The following is a 23461-nucleotide window of genomic DNA, read 5'->3' as shown; positions in this document are numbered from 1 at the left end:
GGCTGTAACTGCGACCAGAAACATTTTAATAACAATGTGAGCAGAACCACAAATTTATTTCGAATGAAAAGTGGCTGAACGAAAGGAATAGCCGCATAAGACATTAAGGCGTCCTGGCCACCTTACGTTTTCCTCTCGCTTCTCTCCTTGTGCGCTCCTGCAATATTTTAAACTTGCATTAACCTTATTTTAACTTAAAGTATCAGATGTAACTAACTTTACTTTCGAACGAAAGATGATGAGGTTGATATGACGACTCCTTTTACCCACGAAACGCTGCCCGCCGACCCAAAAGCGGCCATTCGTCAGATGAAGCAGGCGCTACGCGCGCAAATCGGCGACGTACAGGCGGTGTTCGACCGTTTGAGCGCCACCATAGCAGCCCGGGTGGCGGAAATTAACGATCTGAAGGCGCAGGGGCAGCCGGTATGGCCAATTATCCCTTTTAGCGAACTGGCGATGGGCAACATTAGCGATGCCACCCGCGCCGAGGTTAAGCGCCGCGGGTGCGCGGTGATTAAAGGTCATTTTCCACGCGAACAGGCGCTGGCATGGGACCAGTCGATGCTCGACTATCTGGACAAGAACCATTTTGACGAGGTGTATAAAGGACCGGGGGATAATTTTTTCGGTACGCTGAGCGCCTCCCGGCCTGAAATCTATCCTGTCTACTGGTCGCAGGCGCAAATGCAGGCCCGCCAAAGTGAAGAGATGGCGCTGGCGCAGTCGTTCCTCAACCGTCTATGGCAGGTAGAGCACGACGGCAAGCGATGGTTTAATCCGGATATCAGCATCATTTACCCGGATCGCATCCGCCGCCGCCCGCCGGGCACCACATCCAAAGGACTGGGGGCGCATACCGACTCCGGTGCGCTGGAGCGCTGGCTGCTGCCAGCCTATCAGCGGGTATTCGCCAGCGTGTTTAACGGCAACGTCGAGCAGTACGATCCGTGGAATGCGGCACACCGTACCGAAGTTGAAGAGTATACGGTGGATAACACCACCAAATGCTCGGTATTTCGCACCTTCCAGGGCTGGACCGCGCTCTCCGATATGCTGCCCGGTCAGGGGTTGCTTCATGTCGTCCCTATCCCGGAGGCGATGGCGTATATTCTGCTGCGCCCGCTGCTGGATGATGTCCCGGAAGATGAATTATGCGGCGTCGCGCCGGGCCGGGTGCTGCCGATTTCTGAACAGTGGCATCCTTTACTGATGGCGGCGTTAACCAGCATTCCGCCGCTGGAAGCCGGGGATTCCGTGTGGTGGCATTGCGATGTCATCCACTCCGTCGCCTCCGTCGAAAATCAGCAGGGCTGGGGCAATGTGATGTACATTCCTGCCGCGCCAATGTGTGAGAAAAACCTGGCCTATGCGCGTAAGGTGAAAGCGGCGCTGGAGACAGGCGCATCACCGGGCGATTTCCCGCGCGAGGACTATGAAACCACCTGGGAAGGGTGTTTCACGCTGCGCGATCTGAATATTCACGGCAAGCGGGCATTAGGTATGGACGTTTGACGGTCGTACCGCCCTTCCCGCTCACCTGCGGTGTGCCCTTTGCCTGGGCGCACCCGTCTTACCGAACCTACGCGCCAGGATACGTAGGCCCGGTAAGCGCAGTGCCACCGGGCGTCAGTGTTTAGCTTTCAATCCCTTTACTACGCAAATAATCGTCGTAGTTGCCGCTGAAGTCCACCACGCGCTCCGGCGTAATTTCAGGAACTGAAAAAGCGCGGCATTGAGTTCGTTGTCGCCAGCGGTAATCAGTATTACCAGCTTATTTCGTTCTTTCCTGAGCTAAAGGATGAGATCTCTTTTGTCGCGGAAAACGGCGCACTGGTTTACGAACATGGCAAGCAACTGTTCCACGGCGAACTGACCCGACATGAATCGCGGATTATTATTGGCGAGTTGCTGAAAGATAAGCAACTTAATTTTGTCGCCTGCGGTCTGCAAAGTGCATATGTCAGCGAAAATGCGCCAGAAGCATTCGTTACCCTGATGGCAAAACACTACCATCGCCTGAAACCCGTAAAAGATTATCAGGAGATTGATGACGTACTGTTCAAGTTTTCGCTCAACCTACCGGATGAACAAATCCCGTTAGTGATCGACAAACTACACGTTACGCTCGATGACATTATGAAGCCCGTCACAAGTGGTTTTGGCTTTATCGATCTGATTATTCCCGGCCTGCATAATAAAGCAAACGGTATTTCGCGGTTACTGAAACGCTGGGATCTGTCGCCACAAAATGTGGTAGCGATTGGCGACAGCGGCAATGGCGCAGAGATGCTTAAAATGGCGCGTTATTCATTTGCGATGGACAATGCCGCAGAAAACATTAAATAAATCGCCCGTTACGCTACCGATAATAATAATCATGAAGGCGCACTGAATGTGATTCAGGCTGTGCTGGAAAATAAAGTGCCGTTTACACTTTAACGAGAGTCGGGGCAATTGCCCCGATTTCTCAATGAGCATTACACTCATCTTCTTCAATCAGTTCAACCACTAATGTGGTTCCAGGCCCCTGTAAGTAATATTCATCGTCAAGGGGATCGCGCAGTTTCATAAATGTCGTTTTACCGACTTGCATGGTATGCCCGGCAGCCATTTCTGCTCCACTTTCAAGCAGGTAACGCAGAACATTATTGAAAATATCAGAATATTTTGGTCCTTCGTGATGACCTTGTGCGTGTGCTGCGAAATCTGGTAGCCCAAAGCAATCAGCACCATAGGTACGCATCCATACGCCTTCGATATCCTCAACTTCATATTTCACAAATCCACAAAATAGAGAGGTCAGCGGGAAACCTTCACGCAACATTTCCAGACTATGCTTACCCAACTCCTGAGACTTAAATACCCCCGCAGGTAATGAAGTGTGAGCCGATTCATTTAATACAGCGACAGCCCCCATGTTACTTAATGCACCTGCAACCACAGCCAACGCAACATATTGCTCTAAAGGTGAAGTATCATACCCCTTATATTATAAAATAATATTTGCACTGGTTGCCCGTACTTGCTCTTTTACTTCCTGGGGATAATGAGCTGGCGCGACGCATTGTTCGATTGATTCCTGGGGGTAAGGCGTTTTAAATCCAACCATCGATATTACATGCTTACCCCATCCTGCTAAACCAAAAAAATCCAGTTCAGGGACAAGTTCACACGTTGCCTGTTTCATACTGGAATGATAATTACGCAACAAGCGGGTGAGTTCTTTTGAATTATTTTCCGGGAGAGTATCAAATACAACAACTAAACTTAGTGGGTTATCAATTTCAGCATTCGCTACTAAAACACCTTGTATATTAGATGAGTTTTTTCTTTACGGCCAAAAAAGCGTTCCAAAATGCTCATATTTATTCCTTTTGTTGAACAATAAAGGAATATAAAATAGCACTTGAATTCTTATAAAGAAAATAACATTACAATATGTTTACCACAAAATATATTCGCAATTTTTATGATAGATCCTCTTCTTTCATTTAATTTTAAAATAGAATATTAAGAGCCTATCCCACCAGGCGTTATTGGCGCAGCCAGTTTGGACACGGACAGCGCGCAAAAACCGGAGCGTACACGTAGTACGTGAGGTTTGACTCGCTACGCTCGCCCTTCGGGCCGCCGCTAGCGGCGTTCAAAACGCTAACGCGTTTTGGCGAGCACTGCCCAGGTCCAAAATGGCAAGTAAAATAGCCCTAATGGGATAGGCTCTAAGAGTATATATAATTTTCACATTGCATTCGGAAAAAATAAAAATTACCTTATTAACATTCTGTAACCCCGACGCTATCGGGGTTACAGACAATAACTTACTCGATCCCTTTACTACGCAAATAATCGTCGTAGTTGCCGCTGAAGTCCACCACGCGCTCCGGCGTAATTTCAATGACGCGGGTTGCCAGCGAGCTGACGAACTCACGGTCGTGCGAAACAAAGATCAGCGTGCCCTGATACAGCTCCAGCGCCATATTCAGCGATTCGATCGACTCCATATCCAGGTGGTTAGTCGGTTCGTCCATGATCAGGATATTCGGCTTTTGCATCATCAGTTTGCCGAACAGCATACGGCCCTTCTCGCCACCGGAGAGGACTTTCGCAGGCTTTTTGATATCATCCTGGCTAAATAACAGGCGGCCCAGAATACTGCGCACTGCCTGCTCGTCGTCGCCTTCCTGCTTCCACTGACTTATCCATTCAAACACCGTCAGGTCATTTTCGAATTCATATTCGTGGTCCTGCGCGTAGTAACCAATACGCGCGTTTTCCGACCATTTAACGGTGCCGTGATCGGCGTCCAGATCGCCAACCAGCGTCTTCAGCAGCGTAGATTTACCCACGCCATTGGTGCCGAGTACCGCCAGCTTCTCGCCGACTTCGAGCAGCAAATTGACATTTTTAAACAGCGGACCGTTATCAAAACCTTTCGTCAGCGCCTCCACTTCCAGAGCGTTACGGAACAGTTTTTTATCCTGCTCAAAACGGATGAACGGGTTCTGACGGCTGGAGGCTTTCACCTCTTCCAGCTTGATTTTATCAATCTGCCGCGCGCGCGACGTTGCCTGACGCGATTTAGAGGCATTGGCGCTAAAACGGCTAACAAAAGATTGCAGCTCGGCAATTTGCGCTTTTTTCTTCGCATTATCGGCCAACAGACGTTCACGCGCCTGGGTCGCCGCCGTCATATACTCATCATAGTTACCCGGATAGACGCGCAAGTCGCCGTAATCCAGATCCGCCATATGCGTACAAACCATGTTCAGGAAGTGACGGTCGTGCGAAATGATGATCATCGTGCTATCGCGCTCGTTCAGCACCTGCTCCAGCCAACGGATAGTATCAATATCCAGGTTGTTGGTCGGTTCGTCGAGCAACAGGATGTCCGGGTTAGAGAATAACGCTTGCGCCAGCAGCACACGCAATTTCCAGCCTGGCGCGACTTCACTCATCAGACCGTAATGCTGCTCCAGCGGGATGCCCACCCCCAACAGCAGTTCGCCCGCACGCGCCTCAGCGGAATAACCGTCCATCTCGCCGTATTTTACTTCCAGATCGGCGACTTTATAGCCGTCTTCTTCGCTCATTTCCGGCAAGGCGTAGATACGGTCGCGCTCCTGCTTGACCTCCCACAGTTCGCCATGCCCCATAATGACAGTATCAAGTACGGTGAATGTTTCAAAAGCGAACTGGTCCTGACGCAGCTTACCGATGCGCTCATTCGGATCGAGGGAAACATTGCCCAGCGTCGGCTCCAGGTCGCCGCCGAGGATTTTCATAAAAGTGGACTTTCCGCTACCGTTGGCGCCGATCAGGCCGTAACGGTTGCCGCCGCCAAATTTGACGGAAATGTTTTCGAACAGCGGCTTACTGCCGAACTGCATGGTAACGTTGCTGGAAACTAACACAGGCTTATCCTGAAAAAAGATGTGACAAACCGCTTATTATGCCACAAGTCTGAAATAAGATCGCGCCCTGTACAAAGGGCTACACTGAACCGTAAGGGAAAAAAACGTGATTTCGTACACATCTGAATTCCCTGTTTACTGGAATGCACCTATAATGCGCTCCCAACATGACAGAATTCTCAACCTACTAGCCTGCTTGGCACAGAATCTCGCATAACATGAATATGAAATTAACAACGCTTTTCGCGGCGGCTTTCGCTGTAGTTGTTTTTTGTAAAACAGCCTCAGCAGTCACTTACCCGCTGCCTACCGATGGTAGCCGTTTAATTGGGCAAAATCAGGTCATCACCGTTCCTGAGGGCAATACCCAGCCGCTGGAGTATTTTGCCGCGGAGTATCAGATGGGGCTGTCCAACATGCTGGAAGCCAACCCGGGCGTGGATACCTTCCTGCCGAAGGGCGGTACCGTGCTGAATATTCCGCAGCAGCTGATCCTGCCGGATACCGTACACGAAGGCATTATCATCAATAGCGCGGAAATGCGCCTCTATTACTACCCGAAAGGCACAAACACCGTTATCGTCCTGCCGATTGGGATCGGTCAGTTAGGTAAAGACACGCCTATCAACTGGACGACCAAAGTTGAACGTAAAAAAGCCGGTCCGACCTGGACGCCTACGGCAAAAATGCACGCTGAATATCGCGCCGTCGGCGAGCCGCTGCCTGCGGTCGTGCCTGCGGGCCCGGATAACCCGATGGGCCTGTACGCGCTGTACATCGGTCGCCTGTATGCTATTCACGGCACCAACGCCAACTTCGGCATCGGGCTTCGCGTGAGCCACGGCTGCGTACGTCTGCGCAACGACGATATCAAATTCCTGTTTGAAAATGTGCCGGTCGGTACCCGCGTGCAGTTTATCGATGAACCGGTAAAAGCCACCACCGAGCCGGACGGTAGCCGTTACATTGAGGTGCATAACCCGCTGTCAACGACGGAAGCGCAGTTTGAAGGTAAGGAAGCGGTGCCGATCACGCTTAATAAGAGTATCCTGGCCGTCACCAACGAGCCTGACGTTGATCAGACCGTCGTACAACAGGCAGTTCAGGATCGTTCCGGGATGCCGGTTCGTCTGAACTGACAGACTCTGCCTGCGAAGCCCGATAGACACTATCGGGCTTCTCTTACGGCATCAGTTGCAATAATCCATATCCCACCAGCGCCGCCCATGCCAGCATCGGCAGCGAATAGAAATGAAATCGCCACCAGATTCGGCGATCGTTCGCCATCCGTAAAGCAATAAGATTTGCCAGCGACCCCGGCAGCAGACCAAACCCGCCGATATTCACCGCCCACGCCAGCAACGTCGAGGCCGGTACATAGTTCAGCAGGAGAATGGTACTGGGCACATTACTGATAACCTGCGACAGGCCGATAGCGGTTAGCCAAAGCCCCAGGTGAGACAGTGCGCCAACCTGGTTGAAAACGCCCTGCAACGCCGGCAATTGCGTTAGCAGATGGACATCAATAAACATCGCCATAAATACCAGCAGCAGCGTCCAGTCCACGCTGACTATCACCCTGCGCGCCAGCACAATAAACCCAGCCGCCACCAACACCAGTCCCCATAACTCTTGCCTGAGCTCCAGCGCGGTAAGAAAAACGACATATAATGCCAAGCAACTCCACACCAGACGGGGCTGCCACTGCGGCGAACGCGTACCGGTATGATACTGTAACGCCCTACCCGGAAAACAAAACCAGCACAGGAGCAGTAACGTCAGCATCATCATGACGGCAAGCGGCGCCATTTGCCCGCTAAATTCAGCAAAGGTTAAGCCGGAGCGTCCCCACAACAGAATATTTTGCGGATTACCGACAGGCGTCAGCAGCGAACCGGCGTTCACCGCCAACGCTTCAAAAATAATCAATCGGTTGACCGGAATCGCGCACAGTTTTTTTAACGTTATCGTCAGCGGCACAACGATAAACAGCGCGACATCGTTTGTCAGAAAGGTCGACAGCGCCGCCGCAGCCAGCACCAGGAACATCGCCAGTTGCCGCTCGGTATGAAATCGGCGCGTCATCTTGCGTCCCAGCACATCAAAATAGCCGCTCAGCTCAACGCCTTTAGTGAGCAACATTAACCCACTGAGGGTAATAATGGTGTGCCAGTCAATCGCGCCAGGCCAGGCGCGGGGCGCAAAAGGAACAAACAGGCTTAACGCCATCCCCACAATGATCAACAACTGAAAAAAACGGTCACGCCGCAGCGCCCGTAAAAAGGCCAGACTCATTCTGCAGATGTTCCATGCTGTTGCGTGAAGGCCAAAAAGGCATCCAATGTCTCCTGGCTGACATGGTGTTCCATCCCTTCCGCATCACGACGCGCGATCTCCGGACTTACGCCTAATACCAGTAAAAAATTTTCGACAATTTGGTGCCGCTCGCGGCTTTCCTGCGCCAGCTTCTCCCCTTCCGGCGTCAGAAAAACGCCGCGCCAGGGGATCATTTGAATAAATCCTAACGATGCCAGGCGCTTAAGCATTTTGGCCACAGTCGGCTGGGAGACGCCGAGCCGCGCCGCCATATCCACCTGACGCGCTTCCCCTACCTCAATAATTAAATCGGAAATCAGCTCAACGTAGTCGTCTATCAACTCACGGCGATGCGCCTCTCTGACCTGACGAAATCCTTCAACGTGTTCTTCTACGTTCACCAATTGCGTCACTTTTTTTGTTGTTGGCGTACCTGCGCGACGACCCATTTTGCTTCCTCGTTTCTGTGACGCGTTAACGCGTCAGCTGACAGAGCGCTCATTGTAAACCAGAGTTGTCCGGGCACAAAAAATTAACGTTTTAGCAATAGCTATAAAACATAGCCTGTGCTATATCTGTATGTAATGCAGACATCCCTCACGGATCGATGGGATAGAAACATCAGGAGGTTTATATGAACGAATTTAAGAGGTGTATACGCGTGTTCAGTCACTCTCCCTTTAAAGTCCGGTTAATGCTGCTCTCTATGTTGTGCGATATGATCAACGGCAAACCGGAGCAGGATAACCCTTCCACGAAATAAAGCGGCGGTGCGGTACGCCGCTTTATTTTGCATCCTCAACGGAAATGGCGCCCATTTCCCCTGTTTTTTTGTGGTTTTGCTATTCTCTTCGCAAAACATTTTCTTTCCGGCGGTTGACCTTCTTACCCGCACGCTCTATCTTCTGGCAGCCCTGAATATTTTGCGACTCGCCGTTGCGAACCCAATACCTTTTTTACGCATAATCAGGCAGGTAATGACCCTTCGCGCCAGGGTTAGCACATGGCGTTTTTGCAATAGTGGCATATGAATTCAACCCTTATCGATTCACTTCTCGCCCGTCGTCGGGCTGTAAGCCCGTGGGCGGGCCTCTACTTTTTACAGTCGCTGCTGATTAACCTCGCGCTCGGCTATCCCTTTAGCCTGCTTTATACCGCGGCGTTTACCTGCCTGTTGCTGTTGCTCTGGCGCTACCTGCCCCGCGGACAAAAAGCGCTGCTCGGCATCTGTTCGCTGGTAGCTGCTTGCTATTTTCCCTTTGGCCAGGCTTACGGCGCGCCGAACTTTAATACGCTGCTGGCGCTGCACTCCACCAATATGGAAGAGTCGAGCGAAATCCTGACCATCTTCCCGTGGTATAGCTACCTGACCGGACTTTTTATTTTTGCGCTGGGTATTATTGCGCTTCGCCGCCGAAAAGAAGAGGTCAAGCCGCGCTGGAATAACCTCGACAGCCTGTGCCTGCTGATTAGCGTCGCGGCATTTTTCGTCGCGCCGGTACAAAATCTGGCGTGGGGCGGCGTTTTTAAGGTTATTGATACCGGCTATCCGGTTTTTCGCTTCGCCAAAGACGTTATCGTCAATAACAACGAAGTCATTGAAGAGCAGCACCGTATGGCGCAGCTATCCGGCATAAAAGATAGCTGGACGGTTACTGCGGTGAAACCCAGATATCACATCTATGTCGTGGTGATTGGTGAAAGCGCGCGACGGGATGCCATGGGCGCTTTCGGCGGCCACTGGGATAATACCCCCTTCGCCAGCCATGTGAATGGCGACTTCTTTATGGATTACATCGCCGCCAGCGGCTCAACGCAAAAATCGCTTGGTTTAACGCTCAATCGCGTGGTGGATAACAAACCGCAGTATCAGGATAACTTCGTCACGCTGGCTAACCGCGCCGGTTTTCAGACATGGTGGTTTTCCAATCAGGGGCAAATTGGCGAATACGACACGGCCATCGCCAGTATCGCCAAACGCGCCGATGAAGCGCATTTCCTGAAAAACGGCGATTTTGAAGCGGATAAAAATACTCGCGACGACGCGCTGTTAACCATGACGGCGCAGGTATTGGCGACAGAACGCACGCAACCGCAGTTGATTGTGTTGCATTTAATGGGATCGCATCCCCAGGCCTGCGACCGTACTCAGGGAAAATACGCGACGTTTGTCCAGTCGAAAGAGACGTCTTGTTATTTATACACCATGACGCAAACCGACGATTTGCTCCGTCAGCTCTATACTCAGCTTCGTCATAGCGGCGACAGTTTTTCGCTCGTCTATTTCTCCGATCACGGGCTGGCGTTTAAAGAGCGCGGCAAAGCGGTACAGTACCTGGCGCATGACGACAAATTCCAGCAAAACTTCCAGGTGCCGTTTATGGTGCTATCCAGCGACAGTAAAGCGCATCGGATCATTAAAGCTCGCCGTTCCGCGAACGATTTCCTGAGTTTTTTCTCGCAATGGACAGGAATTAGCGCTAAAGAGATCAAAAATCGCTATCGATTTATTTCGGAACAGAAAGCCGGGCCCGTTTATATCACCAATTTCAAATTACAGAAAGTGGACTATAACCATCTGGGCAGCGATATTTTTTCACTAAAATAATGCACGTTTCAGGCAAAAAAATCCGCCCCGAAAGGCGGATTTTTCATTTTCACCGACGTGATTAGAAGCGGTAACCCACGCCAGCAATCCAGGTGCCAACGTCAACGCTACGAATACGGCTCTGCTCGTAAGAGAAGTCCAGAGCAACATTTTCCATCGGGTTGAATTGCAGACCAGCGCCATAGGAGAAGCCATAATCGCTGGTGTCATGTTTGTAGGTTGGGTAATCGGTCGTCTGGAATTTACCGTAACCCACACCGACTACACCGTAGATGCTCGCCCAATCGTTCAGACGGTAAGCCGGGCCGGCAGTGATGCCGTAGTACTGACCTTTGTTGTAATCGCCCGCACCGTTAGTACGATCTTTTTCGGTGTAGGTGAAGGAACCGATTACGCCCAGCGGGTTGTCGTCCTGCTCGTAACGATACTTCAGGTTGAAACCGCTCATTTTATTCGCTACGCCCTGCGCGTCGCTCTGAGCGTAACCACCGGTAACGGTAGAAGTAGCAGCTACTGCAGTACCTGCGGAAAAAGCCAGAACAGCGGCCAGTGCTGAAAGACATGCAATTTTTTTCATAACCACCTCAAATGTGCTTCAAGTAAGTCCTAAGTTTTAAATATATCAAAAATTAATGGGAAACTCTTTGCGATTCACGGTGTCTAAGGGCGCCTTTCATGTAACAGAACGTTTCCATATCGCGCTATCTTATTCAATTAACATCACTTTTCCGGCTGATTGCACCAATAATGCGCGTGTGGCGCGATACATTCATCCAGATTATTCCTAAACTAACAGTCTATTTATCCATCAATTTAAGTTCATTTTATGGAATCCTGGAAATTTTTTTTCAACGAATCCTCAACCGCTCCGGGGAATTTCCATTACACTGCCACCTTTACTCGTACTGACATTTTTTGACAGGAGAAAGGATGCCGGGGTCAACACGTAAACTACCAGTCTGGTTGCCCATTTTGGTTTTGCTCATTGCCATGTCCTCTATTCAGAGTGGCGCTTCACTGGCAAAATCGTTATTTCCTCTTGTCGGCGCGCCGGGCGTAACGGCGCTTCGTCTGGCGTTGGGAACGCTTATCCTTATCGCCTTTTTCAAACCCTGGCGTTTGCGTTTTGCCAAAGAGCAGCGGCTGCCTTTACTGTTTTATGGTCTGTCGCTGGGCGGGATGAACTATCTATTCTATCTGTCGATTCAGACGGTGCCGTTGGGTATTGCGGTCGCGCTGGAATTTACCGGTCCTCTGGCGGTCGCGCTGTTTTCATCCCGGCGGCCGGTAGATTTTATTTGGGTCGTACTGGCTGTGCTTGGGCTCTGGTTCCTGCTGCCATTAGGGCAAGATATGTCTCACGTCGATCTTACCGGGGCCGCGTTGGCGCTCGGCGCTGGCGCCTGTTGGGCTGTCTATATTCTTACCGGCCAGCGAGCAGGCGCGGAACATGGTCCGGCCACGGTGGCGGTAGGCTCGCTGATTGCCGCCATCATTTTCGTGCCGATTGGCGCAGTTCAGGCTGGCGACGCGCTATGGCACTGGTCGATTCTTCCCTTAGGGTTAGCGGTCGCTGTGCTTTCTACGGCGCTGCCTTATTCACTGGAAATGATTGCACTGACGCGCCTGCCAACCCGCACCTTCGGTACGCTGATGAGCATGGAACCCGCGCTGGGCGAAACGCTTACGGGCATACAAATCCTGGCCCTGTGCGCCATCATTGCCGCCTCAATGGGTTCTACCCTAACGATTCGACGCGAACCGCAAATTAAACAAGTTGACGTAAAATAGTTTCTTATTCTGCATGATGTGCATAATCATGCAGAATATCACCTCGTTATTCACCTTTTATTATTGCGCTATTACTTCGTCATTTTTTGTCATATTTTTTCTCATTTTTTACATTAAAATGAGAATTATTACCCACCAAACAGCAAACTCATCTAACTAATTGATTTTTAATCATAATAAATATTAAATCTTGTCTGTACTATTAAAGTGATAGGTAAATTCAAAAAAGCAAAGTTAAAAACCGGTGCTATACTTATTTTCGTTAATTACCTGGGACACAAACATCAAGAGGATATGAGATTATGAGTACCGCTAAACTGGTAAAAACAAAAGCGTCTAATCTGCTTTATACCCGTAACGATGTATCAGAGAGCGATAAAAAAGCGACGGTTGAGTTGCTTAATCGTCAGGTGATCCAGTTCATTGACCTGTCGCTGATCACGAAACAGGCCCACTGGAACATGCGCGGTGCTAACTTTATTGCCGTTCATGAGATGCTGGATGGCTTCCGTACCGCACTGACCGATCATCTGGATACTATGGCCGAGCGTGCCGTACAGCTTGGCGGTGTGGCGTTAGGCACCACGCAAGTTATCAACAGCAAAACTCCACTGAAAAGCTATCCGCTCGACATCCATAACGTGCAGGATCACTTAAAAGAACTGGCCGATCGCTACGCTGTTGTCGCTAATGATGTTCGCAAAGCTATTGGTGAAGCCAAAGATGAAGACACTGCCGATATCTTTACCGCCGCATCACGCGACCTCGATAAATTCCTGTGGTTTATCGAATCCAACATCGAATAAATCTATCTCTACCCTGAATACTTCGAGTTGCAGGAAGGTACAAACGCAGCGAATCCGCAGAAGCCTGACTTCCGTCGGTCACTGAAGCGAACGCACCTGCAACTTGATGTACACAGGTATATAAGTCATCCCTATACCCCTGCCTGGCACAGGGGTTTTGCACTTAAATAGTGCACACGTCTTGTACTCCCCTCCGACAAAAGTGAATTATTTGTAATAATTACATCACACAATCGTTAATTAAAGATTGTTTTAACAACGATTTTTACGCTAAATAGACCCTGTATCTCTACTTTGTTATTCATGCACTAAATCAGTGCCCCAAAACGGTGCGGCATACTGGTTTTGCCCGACTTATTGTGCACAGGAATGTTTCACGCTTCTGTTAAAACAATGAGTTACATAATTGGCATGATTTTTTCATTACGCTACATGTTCTCGCAGGGGATCGCCCCGTGGATAGAAAAGGAAATGCTATGAAGTCTCTATTAAAAGTTTCACTGGCTGCACTTACCCTGGCTTTTGCGGTGTCTTCGCACGCCGCGGATAAGAAACTCGTTGTGGCAACCGATACGGCGTTCGTTCCGTTTGAATTTAAACAGGGCGACAAATACGTCGGTTTTGATGTTGATCTGTGGGACGCTATCGCGAAAGAACTGAAGCTGGACTACACCCTGAAACCGATGGATTTCAGCGGCATTATTCCGGCATTACAAACCAAAAATATCGATCTGGCGCTGGCGGGTATTACGATTACGGACGAGCGTAAAAAAGCGATCGACTTTTCCGATGGCTATTACAAAAGCGGTCTGCTCGTGATGGTGAAAGCCAACAATAACGATATTAAAAGCGTTAAAGACCTCGATGGCAAAGTCGTTGCCGTGAAGAGCGGAACCGGGTCGGTGGATTACACGAAAGCGAATATCAAAACCAAAGACCTGCGTCAGTTCCCGAACATTGATAACGCGTACATGGAATTAGGCACCAACCGCGCAGACGCCGTTCTGCACGATACGCCGAACATCCTGTACTTTATCAAAACCGCAGGCAACGGCCAGTTCAAGGCGGTAGGCGAATCGCTGGAAGCACAGCAATACGGAGTTGCCTTCCCGAAAGGCAGCGATGAACTGCGCGAGAAAGTCAACGGCGCGCTGAAAACGCTGCGTGAGAATGGCACCTATAACGAAATCTACAAAAAATGGTTCGGTACAGAACCTAAATAAAACGACCTGATGTTGGCTTGTGGCCCGGTAGTGAGGACGCTCACCGGGCCTACAGCTCTTTCCGTGACGGATAAGACACTTTCCGCCATTTCCGCGCCGGATAGAGCATTTGACTATTTACACCACGGTAACAGGAACGACATATGCAGTTTGACTGGAGCGCCATCTGGCCCGCCATTCCGCTTTTGCTTGAGGGCGCTAAAATGACCCTGTGGATCTCGGTCCTCGGTCTGGCTGGCGGCCTGGTTATTGGACTGGCGGCAGGTTTTGCCCGTACGTTTGGCGGCTGGTTCGCCAACCACATCGCCCTGGTTTTCATTGAAATTATTCGCGGCACGCCCATCGTTGTCCAAGTCATGTTTATCTACTTTGCCCTGCCGATGGCATTTAATGATTTGCGTATTGATCCGTTCAGCGCAGCGGTCGTGACAATTATGATTAACTCCGGCGCTTATATCGCGGAAATTACTCGTGGCGCAGTACTATCCATTCACAAAGGTTTTCGCGAAGCGGGTCTGGCGCTGGGCCTTTCTCGCCGGGAAACCATCCGCCATGTTATTTTACCGCTTGCTCTGCGCCGTATGCTGCCGCCGCTGGGCAATCAGTGGATCATTAGCATCAAAGACACCTCGTTGTTTATTGTTATCGGCGTAGCCGAGCTGACCCGTCAGGGCCAGGAAATTATTGCCGGTAACTTTCGCGCCCTGGAAATCTGGAGCGCCGTGGCCGTCTTCTATTTGATCATTACGCTGGTGCTGAGCTTTATTTTGCGTCGTCTTGAAAGAAGGATGAAAATCCTGTGATTGAATTTAAAAACGTCTCCAAGCACTTTGGCCCCACCCAGGTGCTACATAACATTGATTTAAACATCCGTCAGGGCGAAGTGGTTGTGATTATCGGCCCTTCCGGTTCGGGTAAATCCACGTTATTACGCTGTATCAATAAACTGGAAGAGATCACCTCCGGTGATCTGATTGTCGATGGTCTGAAAGTCAACGATCCTAAAGTAGACGAACGGCTGATTCGCCAGGAAGCCGGCATGGTGTTTCAACAGTTTTATCTGTTCCCGCATCTGACCGCGCTCGAAAACGTAATGTTCGGTCCTCTGCGCGTGCGCGGCGTAAAGAAAGAAGAAGCGGAAAAACAGGCGAAAGCTCTGTTAGCGAAAGTTGGACTGGCGGAACGGGCGCATCACTACCCCTCCGAGCTTTCCGGCGGTCAACAACAGCGCGTCGCCATTGCCCGAGCGCTGGCAGTGAAGCCGAAAATGATGCTCTTTGACGAGCCAACCTCCGCTCTGGACCCTGAACTGCGCCATGAAGTGCTGAAAGTCATGCAGGATCTGGCGGAAGAAGGCATGACCATGGTCATTGTCACTCACGAAATCGGCTTTGCCGAAAAAGTCGCCTCACGGCTGATTTTCATCGATAAAGGCCGTATTGCCGAAGATGGCAGTCCGCAGGCGTTGATCGAAAACCCGCCAAGCCCACGTTTACAGGAATTTTTACAGCACGTCTCCTGAGATATCGCCCTTCCAGCCCTGCGGCAGGAAGGGCATCATGGAATAGTCCCATTTCATTTTCCCTCCCCTGCGCCATCTATACTTAGTGTTTTGCGTCTCTTTTCTCACTGGAGGAGTCATGCGGTGGACCCTGTTCATCCTTTTTTGTCTACTGGGCGCACCTGCCCATGCGGTCGCCATACCCGGCGTGACCACGGGGACATCAACCAGCCAGCAAGCAGCGCCAGAGCCCAGTCCTGAACAAAAAAAAGCGGCCTATGCGGCCCTGGCTGACGTACTGGAGAACGAGGCTTCACGTAACGAATTGATAGCGCAACTCCGCGAAGCCTCAACCACGCCGCCGACCGAGCCAGCGCCAGCGCTTGCGCCGCCTGCGGCCAAAGATGAGAAAACGGTACTGGAGAACGTCACCACCGTTACCCGTCAGTACGGCGATGCTTTCGCTACCCGTTTCGCCCAGCTTTATCGCAACATCACCGATGCGCCGCACAAGCCGTTTAACTCGCAAACCTTCACCAACGCGTTAACCCACTTTTTATTTCTGGCCGTCGCGGTATTTGGTTTTTATAGCGTGATACGGCTTTGCGCCCTGCCGTTATATCGAAAAATGGGCCTGTGGGCACGCAAGAAAAACCGTGAACGCAGCAACTGGTTACAGCTCCCGGCGATGATCGTCGGCGCGTTTATTATCGACCTCCTGCTACTGGCGCTCACCTTATTTATCGGTCAGATGCTCAGTGATAATTTCCATGCGGGAAGTCGAACTATCGCTTTTCAGCAAAGCCTGTTCCTGAATGCCTTCGCGCTAATAGAGTTCTTTAAAGCGATTCTGCGGCTTATTTTTTGCCCTAATGTACCGGAGTTACGCCCATTCGCGATTCAGGATGCGACAGCGCGTTACTGGAATCGCCGTATGAGTTCCCTTAGCAGCTTGATTGGCTACGGGCTGATTGTTGCCGTTCCGATTATTTCCAACCAGGTGAATGTTCAGGTTGGCGCGATGGCTAATGTGGCGATCATGCTCTGCATCACCATCTGGGCGCTGTACCTGATCTTTAAAAACAAAGCGGAGATTACGCAACATTTATTAAGTCTGGCGGAACGATCATTAGCCTTTTTTAGCCTGTTTATCCGCGCCTTTGCGCTGGTGTGGCACTGGCTGGCCAGCGCTTACTTTATCGTGCTGTTTTTCTTCTCGTTATTCGACCCAGGCAATAGCCTGAAGTTTATGATGGGCGCGACCGTGCGCAGTCTGGCGATTATTGGCATCGCGGCGTTTATCTCCGGTATTTTTACCCGCTGGATAGCGAAAACCATCACCCTGTCGCCCCATACGCAGCGCAACTACCCGGAATTACAAAAGCGGCTTAACGGCTGGCTCTCCTCAGCGCTAAAAGTCGCACGCTTTTTGACCGTCTGCGTCGCCGTTATGCTGTTGCTCAACGCCTGGGGGCTATTCGATTTCTGGCACTGGCTACATTATGGCGCGGGGGAAAAGATGGTCGATATCCTTATCCGTATCGCGTTAATCTTATTCTTCTCCGCCGTGGGATGGACGATCCTCGCCAGTCTGATTGAGAATCGTCTGGCCTCCGATATTCATGGCCGCCCGCTACCCAGCGCCCGCACGCGCACGCTGCTGACGCTGTTCCGCAATGCGCTGGCAGTGATTATCAGTACCATAACCATCATGATCGTGTTATCGGAAATCGGCGTCAATATCGCGCCATTGCTGGCTGGCGCGGGGGCGTTAGGTCTGGCTATCTCTTTCGGTTCGCAAACCTTGGTGAAAGATATTATTACCGGCGTCTTTATTCAGTTTGAAAACGGGATGAATACCGGCGACTTAGTCACCATAGGCCCGCTGACGGGGACGGTCGAAAGAATGTCGATTCGTTCCGTCGGCGTGCGGCAGGATACCGGGGCATACCATATTATCCCGTGGTCCTCGATCACCACTTTCGCCAACTTTGTGCGCGGTATCGGCTCAGTTGTCGCCAACTATGACGTGGATCGCCATGAGGATGCGGATAAAGCGAATCAGGCGCTGAAAGACGCGGTAACGGCGCTGATGGAGACGGAGGATATTCGCGGGCTGATTATCGGCGAACCCACGTTCGCCGGTATTGTCGGTTTAACGAACACGGCGTTTACTTTACGCGTATCGTTCACCACCCTACCGCTCAAGCAGTGGACGGTGCGTTTTGCCCTTGATAGCCAGGTGAAAAAGCATTTTGATCTGGCTAATGTGCGCGCGCCGGTGCAAACGTATCAGGTTCTGCCCGCCCCCGCCGGCGGCCCGCCGCCTGATTCACTGCCGCCGCGCGAACCGACGATTTAGCGTTTACGGGTGATAAAACGGCGACGCTGGTCGTCATCCATAAAGGTCCAGGCGATAAAGCGGCTTTGCTTTTGCCCCTGGGCCATCTCTTTTTTCACCACTTTCACCGCGCCAGCCTCCGTCAACGCCCGGTAAAGCGGTGGTAAATTCTCGCCGCGCGACACCAACGTCGTAAACCACAACACCTGACGGCGGAAGGATTGGCTTTCAGCAATCATTTTTTTAATAAAGGCGACTTCGCCGCCTTCACACCATAGCTCCTGCTGTTGACCGCCAAAGTTCAGCGCATCATCTTTATTCTGCCCCAAATTGCGGCGCTTACGCTCGCTGCCCGCGCGGGCTGCGGCGGCGGAGTCGTGAAAAGGCGGGTTACAAAGCGTTGCGTCATAAAATTCATTTTTATGAATAATACCGGTAAAAATGGCCGCCGGATCTTTTTGCCGACGCAGACGAATGGCGCGGCTTAACCCCGTATTAGCCTGAATGATAGCCTGCGCGCTGGACATCGCTGCGTCGCTGACTTCACTACCGGTAAATCGCCAGCCATATTCATGTACGCCGATAAGCGGATAAATACAATTGGCGCCCACCCCCACGTCCAGAATAGTTGCCTGCGCCGGAATACTCCCTGTCGTTTCGCCAAGCAGATCCGCCAGATGATGGATATAATCCGCACGACCAGGCACCGGCGGACATAAAAACCCTGGCGGAATGTCCCAGTGTGTAACGGCATAAAAATGCGCCAGCAACGCCTTATTGAGCGCTTTTACCGCTTGCGGATTAGCAAAATCAACGCTCTGTTCACCGGCGGGCGTGCGGATAAGAAAGGACGTCAATTCCGGCGTGGTCTGACACAGTGCGGCGAGATCATAACGGTGTTGGTGGCGGTTGCGCGGGTGTAACCCCGGTTTCTGGGCGGACATGGCATTCTCCTTTTAGCAGCGGCGTAAGATACCCGTATAACGCCACGGGGTAAATATACCACCGCGAATTCCCTGCCTCGCTCGTTTGATCGGATATCTGAATGACATTGGTTCTGCTCATGGTCTGAAAAGATCGCGCGATGCGATTTTTTCACCTGACGGCGCTACACTTAACCTCAGGTACCCTAAAATCAGGAGAGCGTGATGGCATCCGGCTGGGCAAATGACGACGCAGTGAATGAACAAATCAACAATACCATTGAAGATGCCGTTGCCCGCGCTCGCGGCGAACTTCCCCACGGCGAAAGTCGCGATGAATGCGAATCGTGCGGCGACCCTATCCCTGAAGCGCGGCGTAAAGCCGTACCGGGCGTTCGGTTATGCATATCCTGCCAGCAGGAGAAAGATTTACATAACGCAACATTTTCAGGATATAATCGCAGAGGTTCAAAAGACAGCCAGTTACGCTGACTTTTCTTTACCGAAACCGCCAGTATCATCCATTCCTTTACGCTCATGCTTTTTAGCGTTCTGCGTCGCAGAATGTGCCGTTAACCTCGACTCTGTAAAGCCAGATGACAAGAACGGTAAATTCCACCGTTGAATTAATTAATAATCAATAGGTTATTTGTCATTCAAAAATTTTGAGCAAGGCCGTCAATTCTATTCGATTTTATCTTTCGCAAAAAACCGTGATACTCATCACATCGACGGAACATCGTCCCATAAACAGAATAACCTGCGAGAGATTAATCATGAAAACCATTAAATATGCTGTTGCAGCCATCGCGCTTTCCACCCTTTCTTTTGGCGCTTTTGCCGCAGAACCGGTTAGCGCGTCTCAGACGCAAAACCTGCATAAAATCGGCGTAGTGTCTGCCGATGGCGCCACCACGCTGGATGGCCTGGAAGCTAAACTGGCTGAAAAAGCCGCCGCTGCTGGCGCAAGCGCTTATAACATCACCTCCGCCGTGGGTAATGACAAAATGAGCGGCACTGCGGTGATTTATAAATAATTTACCTGCCCGCCAGATTTCAGGCTGTAACATCGCTGTTGTTTGAATTCTGACGGGTATTACCCTCGTCTGTTTGCCAACAGACCCACTGCTCCAACCCTCATTAACCCTGTTTGTTACCCTTATTTGCCCGTCCGTCACTGGACGGGCTTTTTTTATTCGCTAAAAGCCTGTTCGACGCGCGCAAGCCCGTCTTCTAACGTCGCCGCCTCTCTCGTCGCAACCAGACAACAGGCCATTTGCGTTTTTAATGATTGCGGCACCGGCTCATGGCCGGCAAGGCAGCGCTCAATCCAGCGCGCGGTGATTTCAGGATCTTTAGTCGCAGGCAGTGAAAGCGGCTCGTCGTGCGTGTCGCTCTGACGCTCATGCAGTACCTGCACGCCGCGGCTATCAATCAGGCTGATTTGCGGACAGCGTTGCGGGTTGGCATAGACTTCGCCTTCGGTACCATGCATCAGCAAAGCCCGCCCGCCAATGCGGCTAAAAAAGGTCGCCACACGCGGAACATATTCAGGATGAGAAACGCTTGATAAACGCAGCGCGGCATCCTCAGCAAATGGCGTCGCCAGCTTGGCCAGTGAATGCGCGCTGTTACGCACGCCCATCCGCCAGCGCATCGCCAGCTGTTTTTCCAGCGGCGGGCAGAGCGCGCTCACCGGGATAAACACCGGCTGGCGCCCGTCCAGTTTGGCCTGCGCTTGTCCACCGTGTAGGGTGGGGATAATCCCCATCAGCTCAAATATAGTTTCCGTCAGTACGCGGGTCGGATCTTCACTGACGCCGTGTACTACGACTGGGAAGCCCAATTTATGCAGCAGGATAGCCAGCAGCGGCGTTAAATTCGCCTGTTTACGCGCGCCGTTATAGCTGGGAATAACGACCGGCAACGGCCTATCTGCGGGCGGTGTCAGTTTGATGGTATGATTCTGCATGGCCTCATAAAAGCCCAGCATTTCGGCTTCGCCTTCGCCTTTAATACGCAGCGCCATCAATATACTGCCCATTTCCAGGTCGGGGATGTCGCCATTCAGCATTCGGGTATACAAACCGCGCGCGGTATCCAGATCCAGATCGCGGGCGTGATTTTTACCTCGCCCGATCTCTTTGATGATCTTGCGATAATCCATTGAAAGCTCCTTGAAGTGTGCTCACAGCATTAACGCCGTCGGCGGCGTGCAGGTTTTGCTTTTGGTTTTACTATAACGTCTGGCACGGCAGGCTGCTCTATCGGAAAAACAGGTAAGGCATTCAGTAAACGCTGTCCGTAGTTTTTGGTCAACAAACGCTTATCATAAATGACCACTTCTCCCCGACAGGCATGGCTACGGATCAATCGCCCTACCTGCTGAATTAAATTAAAAGACGCGCTTGGTAAACTTTGTACCTCAAACGGATAACGATTCAGGCTTTTTAGCCATTCGCCTTCGGTGATCACGACCGGGCTGTCGATCGGCGGGAAGGCAATTTTATGGATATGGACCTGCGTCAGCAGCTCGCCTTTAAGATCCAGCCCTTCGGCAAAAGACTGAAGCCCAACCAGCACGCTGCGTTCGCCGCTCTCCACCCGTTTACGGTGTAGCTCCACCAGCCGGTAACGCGGCTGGTCGCCATGGACCAGGAGGAGTAAGCGCACATCAGCGACATGCTCCAGAAAACGCTGCATCGCCCGCCCGCTGGCGAACAGTACCAGCATACCATGATGTTTTTTGCTCTCCAGTTGCTCACGAAAATAGGCCGCCATTTCGGCAATATGCTGCTCTTCGTTATCAATGGTGGGTTCGTAGCGCATTTGAGGAATCACCAGTTTCCCCTGTTCCACATGATTAAACGGCGAATCCAGCGCCACAAAGCGGTCGCCGGCTTTTTCTTTTAAGCCGCTCATTTCCTGCAGGCGCGAAAAGCTATTGAGCGAGCGCAGTGTCGCCGAGGTGACAATAATGTGCGGTACGCTGCGCCATAACAATCTTTCCAGCTGCTCGCTGACGCGGATACCGACACAATGGAACCAGACGTGGAGTTGCCCTTCGCGTATTTCACGCGTCGCCCATTTGGACACCGGCGCGCCTGAAGACTGCGCCATCGAAGCCAGCCGCCATAATTTACTTTGCGCCTCGAACATTCCCAGCGCCCGGTTCATCTGTAAAATCACCCGATGCAAACGCACAATATCGTGCGACCCGGTTTTTTCGCTGAGATCGTTGAGAAAGGACTCCGCCAGCCCACGCAGCGTCTCGGTCAGCTTCGCCAGTCGCTGGCAGATTTCCATGACCTCATCAGGCAACTCGCCCATTGCAAAACGGTGCTCCGCCTCCTGCGCTGCGGGCATATACAGATTAAGAATGGCATTGAGCGAGGCGATCAGTTCGTACACCTCCTCGCAATGGGCGTTAAGTCGCTCAGGGTTCGCTAACGGCGGCGTGGTTTTAGGGCGAAACTGCTCCATGCAGGTCGCCACCAGTTTGCTGAACAGATCCAGTTGCAAGCGATACCAGGAGGCGGTAATTTCCGCGCTCATCTCCAGCGCATCGCGAGCGACATCGGGCAGATGATGACCTTCATCCAGTACCAACAGCAGATGCTTTGGTTCCGGCAGTACGGCTTCACTTTCCATCGCCGCCATTACCAGCGCGTGATTCGCCACCACGACTTCCGCTTCCTGTATTTCACGTCGGGCGACAAAGAATGGACACTCGCGGTAATAGTGACAGTTGCGGTTCAGACAACTGGCTTTATCGGTACTTAATCGCCGCCACAGATCGTCGTCAATAGCAATGTCGGTATGATCCCGCAGACCATCCCATTTGTAACCGTCAAGATCCCCTTTCAGCCTGGCGCAGCGCTTTTGCTCTTCCTGGTTGTTAGGCGTCAGTTCGTCATCAAGAAAGGCGAGCAGATCCTGCTGCGTAGGCTCGCTACTGGCGAGCGCCGCCAGGTTTCGCGGACACACGTAACGCCCGCGGCCAAAGGCGGCGGTAAAGCGCAGATCGGGGATGATTTTTCGTAGCAGCGGCAAATCTTTGCTAAAGATCTGATCCTGTAACGCCACGTTAGCGGTACTGACCACCAGTGTTTTTTGCTCTTCCCGGGCAATGGCGATACCGGGAATAAGATAGGAGAGGGTTTTCCCGACGCCGGTCGGCGCTTCAATAGCCAGATGTCTCCCTTCTTCCCCGGCCAGCGTTCTGGCGACGTCAGCAATCATCTGCCGCTGCGGCGCACGGGGAATAAAGTCGGGAATCTGGTCCTGAAGCGCCTTATACCAGGCGGCGATTTGCGCTTTCAGCGCAGCGGTCAATGCCATGAGAAAACCTGAAGTACTGTATAAACAGCCACTATTGTGGCACATTTCAGGGGCGGGAAGTACCTTTTTTGCCGGTTCTGGAAGGCGGCTCGCAACGCGATGTGTATTTTGCCGGATGACGGTGCAAGCACCTTACCCGGCCTACGTATTTGCATAGTCCGTAGGCCCGGTAAGCGTCGCACTACCGGGCATGTTGC

At 51.5% G+C, this 23461-nt stretch carries 19 protein-coding genes and 3 pseudogenes; 13 read left to right on the top strand and 9 right to left on the bottom strand.

The window, feature by feature from the left end:
- Positions 1-249 precede the first annotated feature (249 nt).
- On the top strand, positions 250-1515 hold the full coding sequence (locus N7E69_RS16415) for a DUF1479 domain-containing protein (RefSeq protein ID WP_000210956.1): 1266 nt from the start codon (positions 250-252) through the stop codon (positions 1513-1515).
- Positions 1516-1636: 121 nt separating this feature from the next.
- Here N7E69_RS16415 and N7E69_RS24595 read toward each other — a convergent pair.
- Positions 1637-1720, bottom strand: a pseudogene (locus N7E69_RS24595) (hypothetical protein); the annotation flags it as partial.
- On the opposite strand from N7E69_RS24595, the pseudogene N7E69_RS16410 reads away from it, so the two are divergent.
- Positions 1711-2442: pseudogene (locus N7E69_RS16410) on the top strand (Cof-type HAD-IIB family hydrolase); the annotation flags it as partial. The pseudogenes N7E69_RS24595 and N7E69_RS16410 sit on opposite strands and share 10 nt — an antisense overlap.
- Before the next feature lie 28 nt (positions 2443-2470).
- On the opposite strand, the pseudogene N7E69_RS16405 reads toward N7E69_RS16410, so the two are convergent.
- Positions 2471-3214, bottom strand: a pseudogene (locus N7E69_RS16405) (DUF4261 domain-containing protein).
- Between the two features lie 607 nt (positions 3215-3821).
- Entirely contained in the window at positions 3822-5414 is a 1593-nt protein-coding gene (locus N7E69_RS16400; protein WP_000961477.1) for an ABC-F family ATPase, read from the bottom strand.
- Between the two features lie 218 nt (positions 5415-5632).
- On the opposite strand from N7E69_RS16400, the gene ldtB reads away from it, so the two are divergent.
- The gene (ldtB, locus tag N7E69_RS16395; RefSeq protein WP_001056409.1) at positions 5633-6553 is read left to right on the top strand and encodes a L,D-transpeptidase; all 921 of its coding nucleotides are present in this window, start codon (positions 5633-5635) and stop codon (positions 6551-6553) included.
- 43 nt (positions 6554-6596) lie between these two features.
- On the opposite strand, the gene N7E69_RS16390 is transcribed toward ldtB, so the two are convergent.
- Together N7E69_RS16390 and mntR are read right to left on the bottom strand one after the other, a co-directional pair.
- A complete protein-coding gene (locus N7E69_RS16390; RefSeq protein WP_000050089.1) occupies positions 6597-7709 on the bottom strand; it encodes an anion transporter in 1113 nt (370 codons plus the stop codon).
- Positions 7706-8179, bottom strand: a complete 474-nt coding sequence (gene mntR / locus N7E69_RS16385; protein WP_000533542.1) for a manganese-binding transcriptional regulator MntR — start codon at positions 8177-8179, stop codon at positions 7706-7708. The genes N7E69_RS16390 and mntR overlap by 4 nt, the downstream gene beginning before the upstream one ends.
- A gap of 185 nt (positions 8180-8364) precedes the next feature.
- Between mntR and mntS the strand changes: the two genes are divergently transcribed.
- Positions 8365-8493, top strand: a complete 129-nt coding sequence (gene mntS, locus N7E69_RS16380) for a manganase accumulation protein MntS (RefSeq protein ID WP_001001755.1) — start codon at positions 8365-8367, stop codon at positions 8491-8493.
- Between the two features lie 264 nt (positions 8494-8757).
- Entirely contained in the window at positions 8758-10338 is a 1581-nt protein-coding gene (locus N7E69_RS16375) for a phosphoethanolamine transferase (RefSeq protein WP_079945309.1), read from the top strand.
- A gap of 61 nt (positions 10339-10399) precedes the next feature.
- On the opposite strand, the gene ompX is transcribed toward N7E69_RS16375, so the two are convergent.
- Entirely contained in the window at positions 10400-10915 is a 516-nt protein-coding gene (gene ompX, locus N7E69_RS16370) for an outer membrane protein OmpX (protein WP_000716763.1), read from the bottom strand.
- 353 nt (positions 10916-11268) lie between these two features.
- Between ompX and rhtA the strand changes: the two genes are divergently transcribed.
- The 6 genes from rhtA to ybiO all read left to right on the top strand — a co-directional run bounded on the left by rhtA (position 11269) and on the right by ybiO (position 18021).
- On the top strand, positions 11269-12129 hold the full coding sequence (gene rhtA / locus N7E69_RS16365; protein WP_001119556.1) for a threonine/homoserine exporter RhtA: 861 nt from the start codon (positions 11269-11271) through the stop codon (positions 12127-12129).
- Between the two features lie 302 nt (positions 12130-12431).
- Positions 12432-12935 carry a DNA starvation/stationary phase protection protein Dps gene (gene dps, locus N7E69_RS16360; protein WP_000100805.1) on the top strand — a complete coding sequence of 168 codons (504 nt, stop codon included), beginning with the start codon at positions 12432-12434 and terminating at the stop codon, positions 12933-12935.
- 476 nt (positions 12936-13411) lie between these two features.
- A complete protein-coding gene (glnH, locus tag N7E69_RS16355; RefSeq protein WP_000838673.1) occupies positions 13412-14158 on the top strand; it encodes a glutamine ABC transporter substrate-binding protein GlnH in 747 nt (248 codons plus the stop codon).
- 143 nt (positions 14159-14301) lie between these two features.
- Positions 14302-14961 carry a glutamine ABC transporter permease GlnP gene (gene glnP / locus N7E69_RS16350; RefSeq protein WP_001159076.1) on the top strand — a complete coding sequence of 220 codons (660 nt, stop codon included), beginning with the start codon at positions 14302-14304 and terminating at the stop codon, positions 14959-14961.
- Entirely contained in the window at positions 14958-15680 is a 723-nt protein-coding gene (glnQ, locus tag N7E69_RS16345; RefSeq protein ID WP_000569093.1) for a glutamine ABC transporter ATP-binding protein GlnQ, read from the top strand. Before glnP ends, glnQ begins: the two co-directional genes overlap by 4 nt.
- A 118-nt stretch (positions 15681-15798) precedes the next feature.
- Positions 15799-18021: a mechanosensitive channel protein gene (ybiO, locus tag N7E69_RS16340; RefSeq protein WP_001267699.1), complete on the top strand. Its 2223-nt coding sequence runs from the start codon at positions 15799-15801 to the stop codon at positions 18019-18021.
- Here the strand turns inward: ybiO and rlmF are convergent.
- Positions 18018-18944 carry a 23S rRNA (adenine(1618)-N(6))-methyltransferase RlmF gene (rlmF, locus tag N7E69_RS16335; RefSeq protein ID WP_001275962.1) on the bottom strand — a complete coding sequence of 309 codons (927 nt, stop codon included), beginning with the start codon at positions 18942-18944 and terminating at the stop codon, positions 18018-18020. The genes ybiO and rlmF overlap by 4 nt on opposite strands.
- Before the next feature lie 204 nt (positions 18945-19148).
- On the opposite strand from rlmF, the gene N7E69_RS16330 reads away from it, so the two are divergent.
- Both N7E69_RS16330 and ybiJ read left to right on the top strand, forming a co-directional pair.
- Positions 19149-19415, top strand: coding sequence for a DksA/TraR family C4-type zinc finger protein (locus N7E69_RS16330; RefSeq protein ID WP_000146332.1), 267 nt, complete (start codon positions 19149-19151; stop codon positions 19413-19415).
- A 284-nt stretch (positions 19416-19699) separates the two neighbouring features.
- On the top strand, positions 19700-19960 hold the full coding sequence (gene ybiJ / locus N7E69_RS16325) for a DUF1471 family protein YbiJ (RefSeq protein ID WP_000849089.1): 261 nt from the start codon (positions 19700-19702) through the stop codon (positions 19958-19960).
- A 155-nt stretch (positions 19961-20115) separates the two neighbouring features.
- On the opposite strand, the gene ybiB is transcribed toward ybiJ, so the two are convergent.
- Both ybiB and dinG read right to left on the bottom strand, forming a co-directional pair.
- On the bottom strand, positions 20116-21090 hold the full coding sequence (gene ybiB / locus N7E69_RS16320; RefSeq protein WP_000386476.1) for a DNA-binding protein YbiB: 975 nt from the start codon (positions 21088-21090) through the stop codon (positions 20116-20118).
- A 29-nt stretch (positions 21091-21119) separates the two neighbouring features.
- On the bottom strand, positions 21120-23264 hold the full coding sequence (gene dinG / locus N7E69_RS16315) for an ATP-dependent DNA helicase DinG (protein ID WP_001218635.1): 2145 nt from the start codon (positions 23262-23264) through the stop codon (positions 21120-21122).
- Positions 23265-23461 lie beyond the last annotated feature (197 nt).

It is taken from the genome of Salmonella sp. 3C (assembly GCF_025426275.1).
GTDB lineage: Bacteria > Pseudomonadota > Gammaproteobacteria > Enterobacterales > Enterobacteriaceae > Salmonella > Salmonella enterica.
Note: the sequence above shows the minus strand (reverse complement) of the source record. Positions and strands in the feature narration are given on the sequence as shown.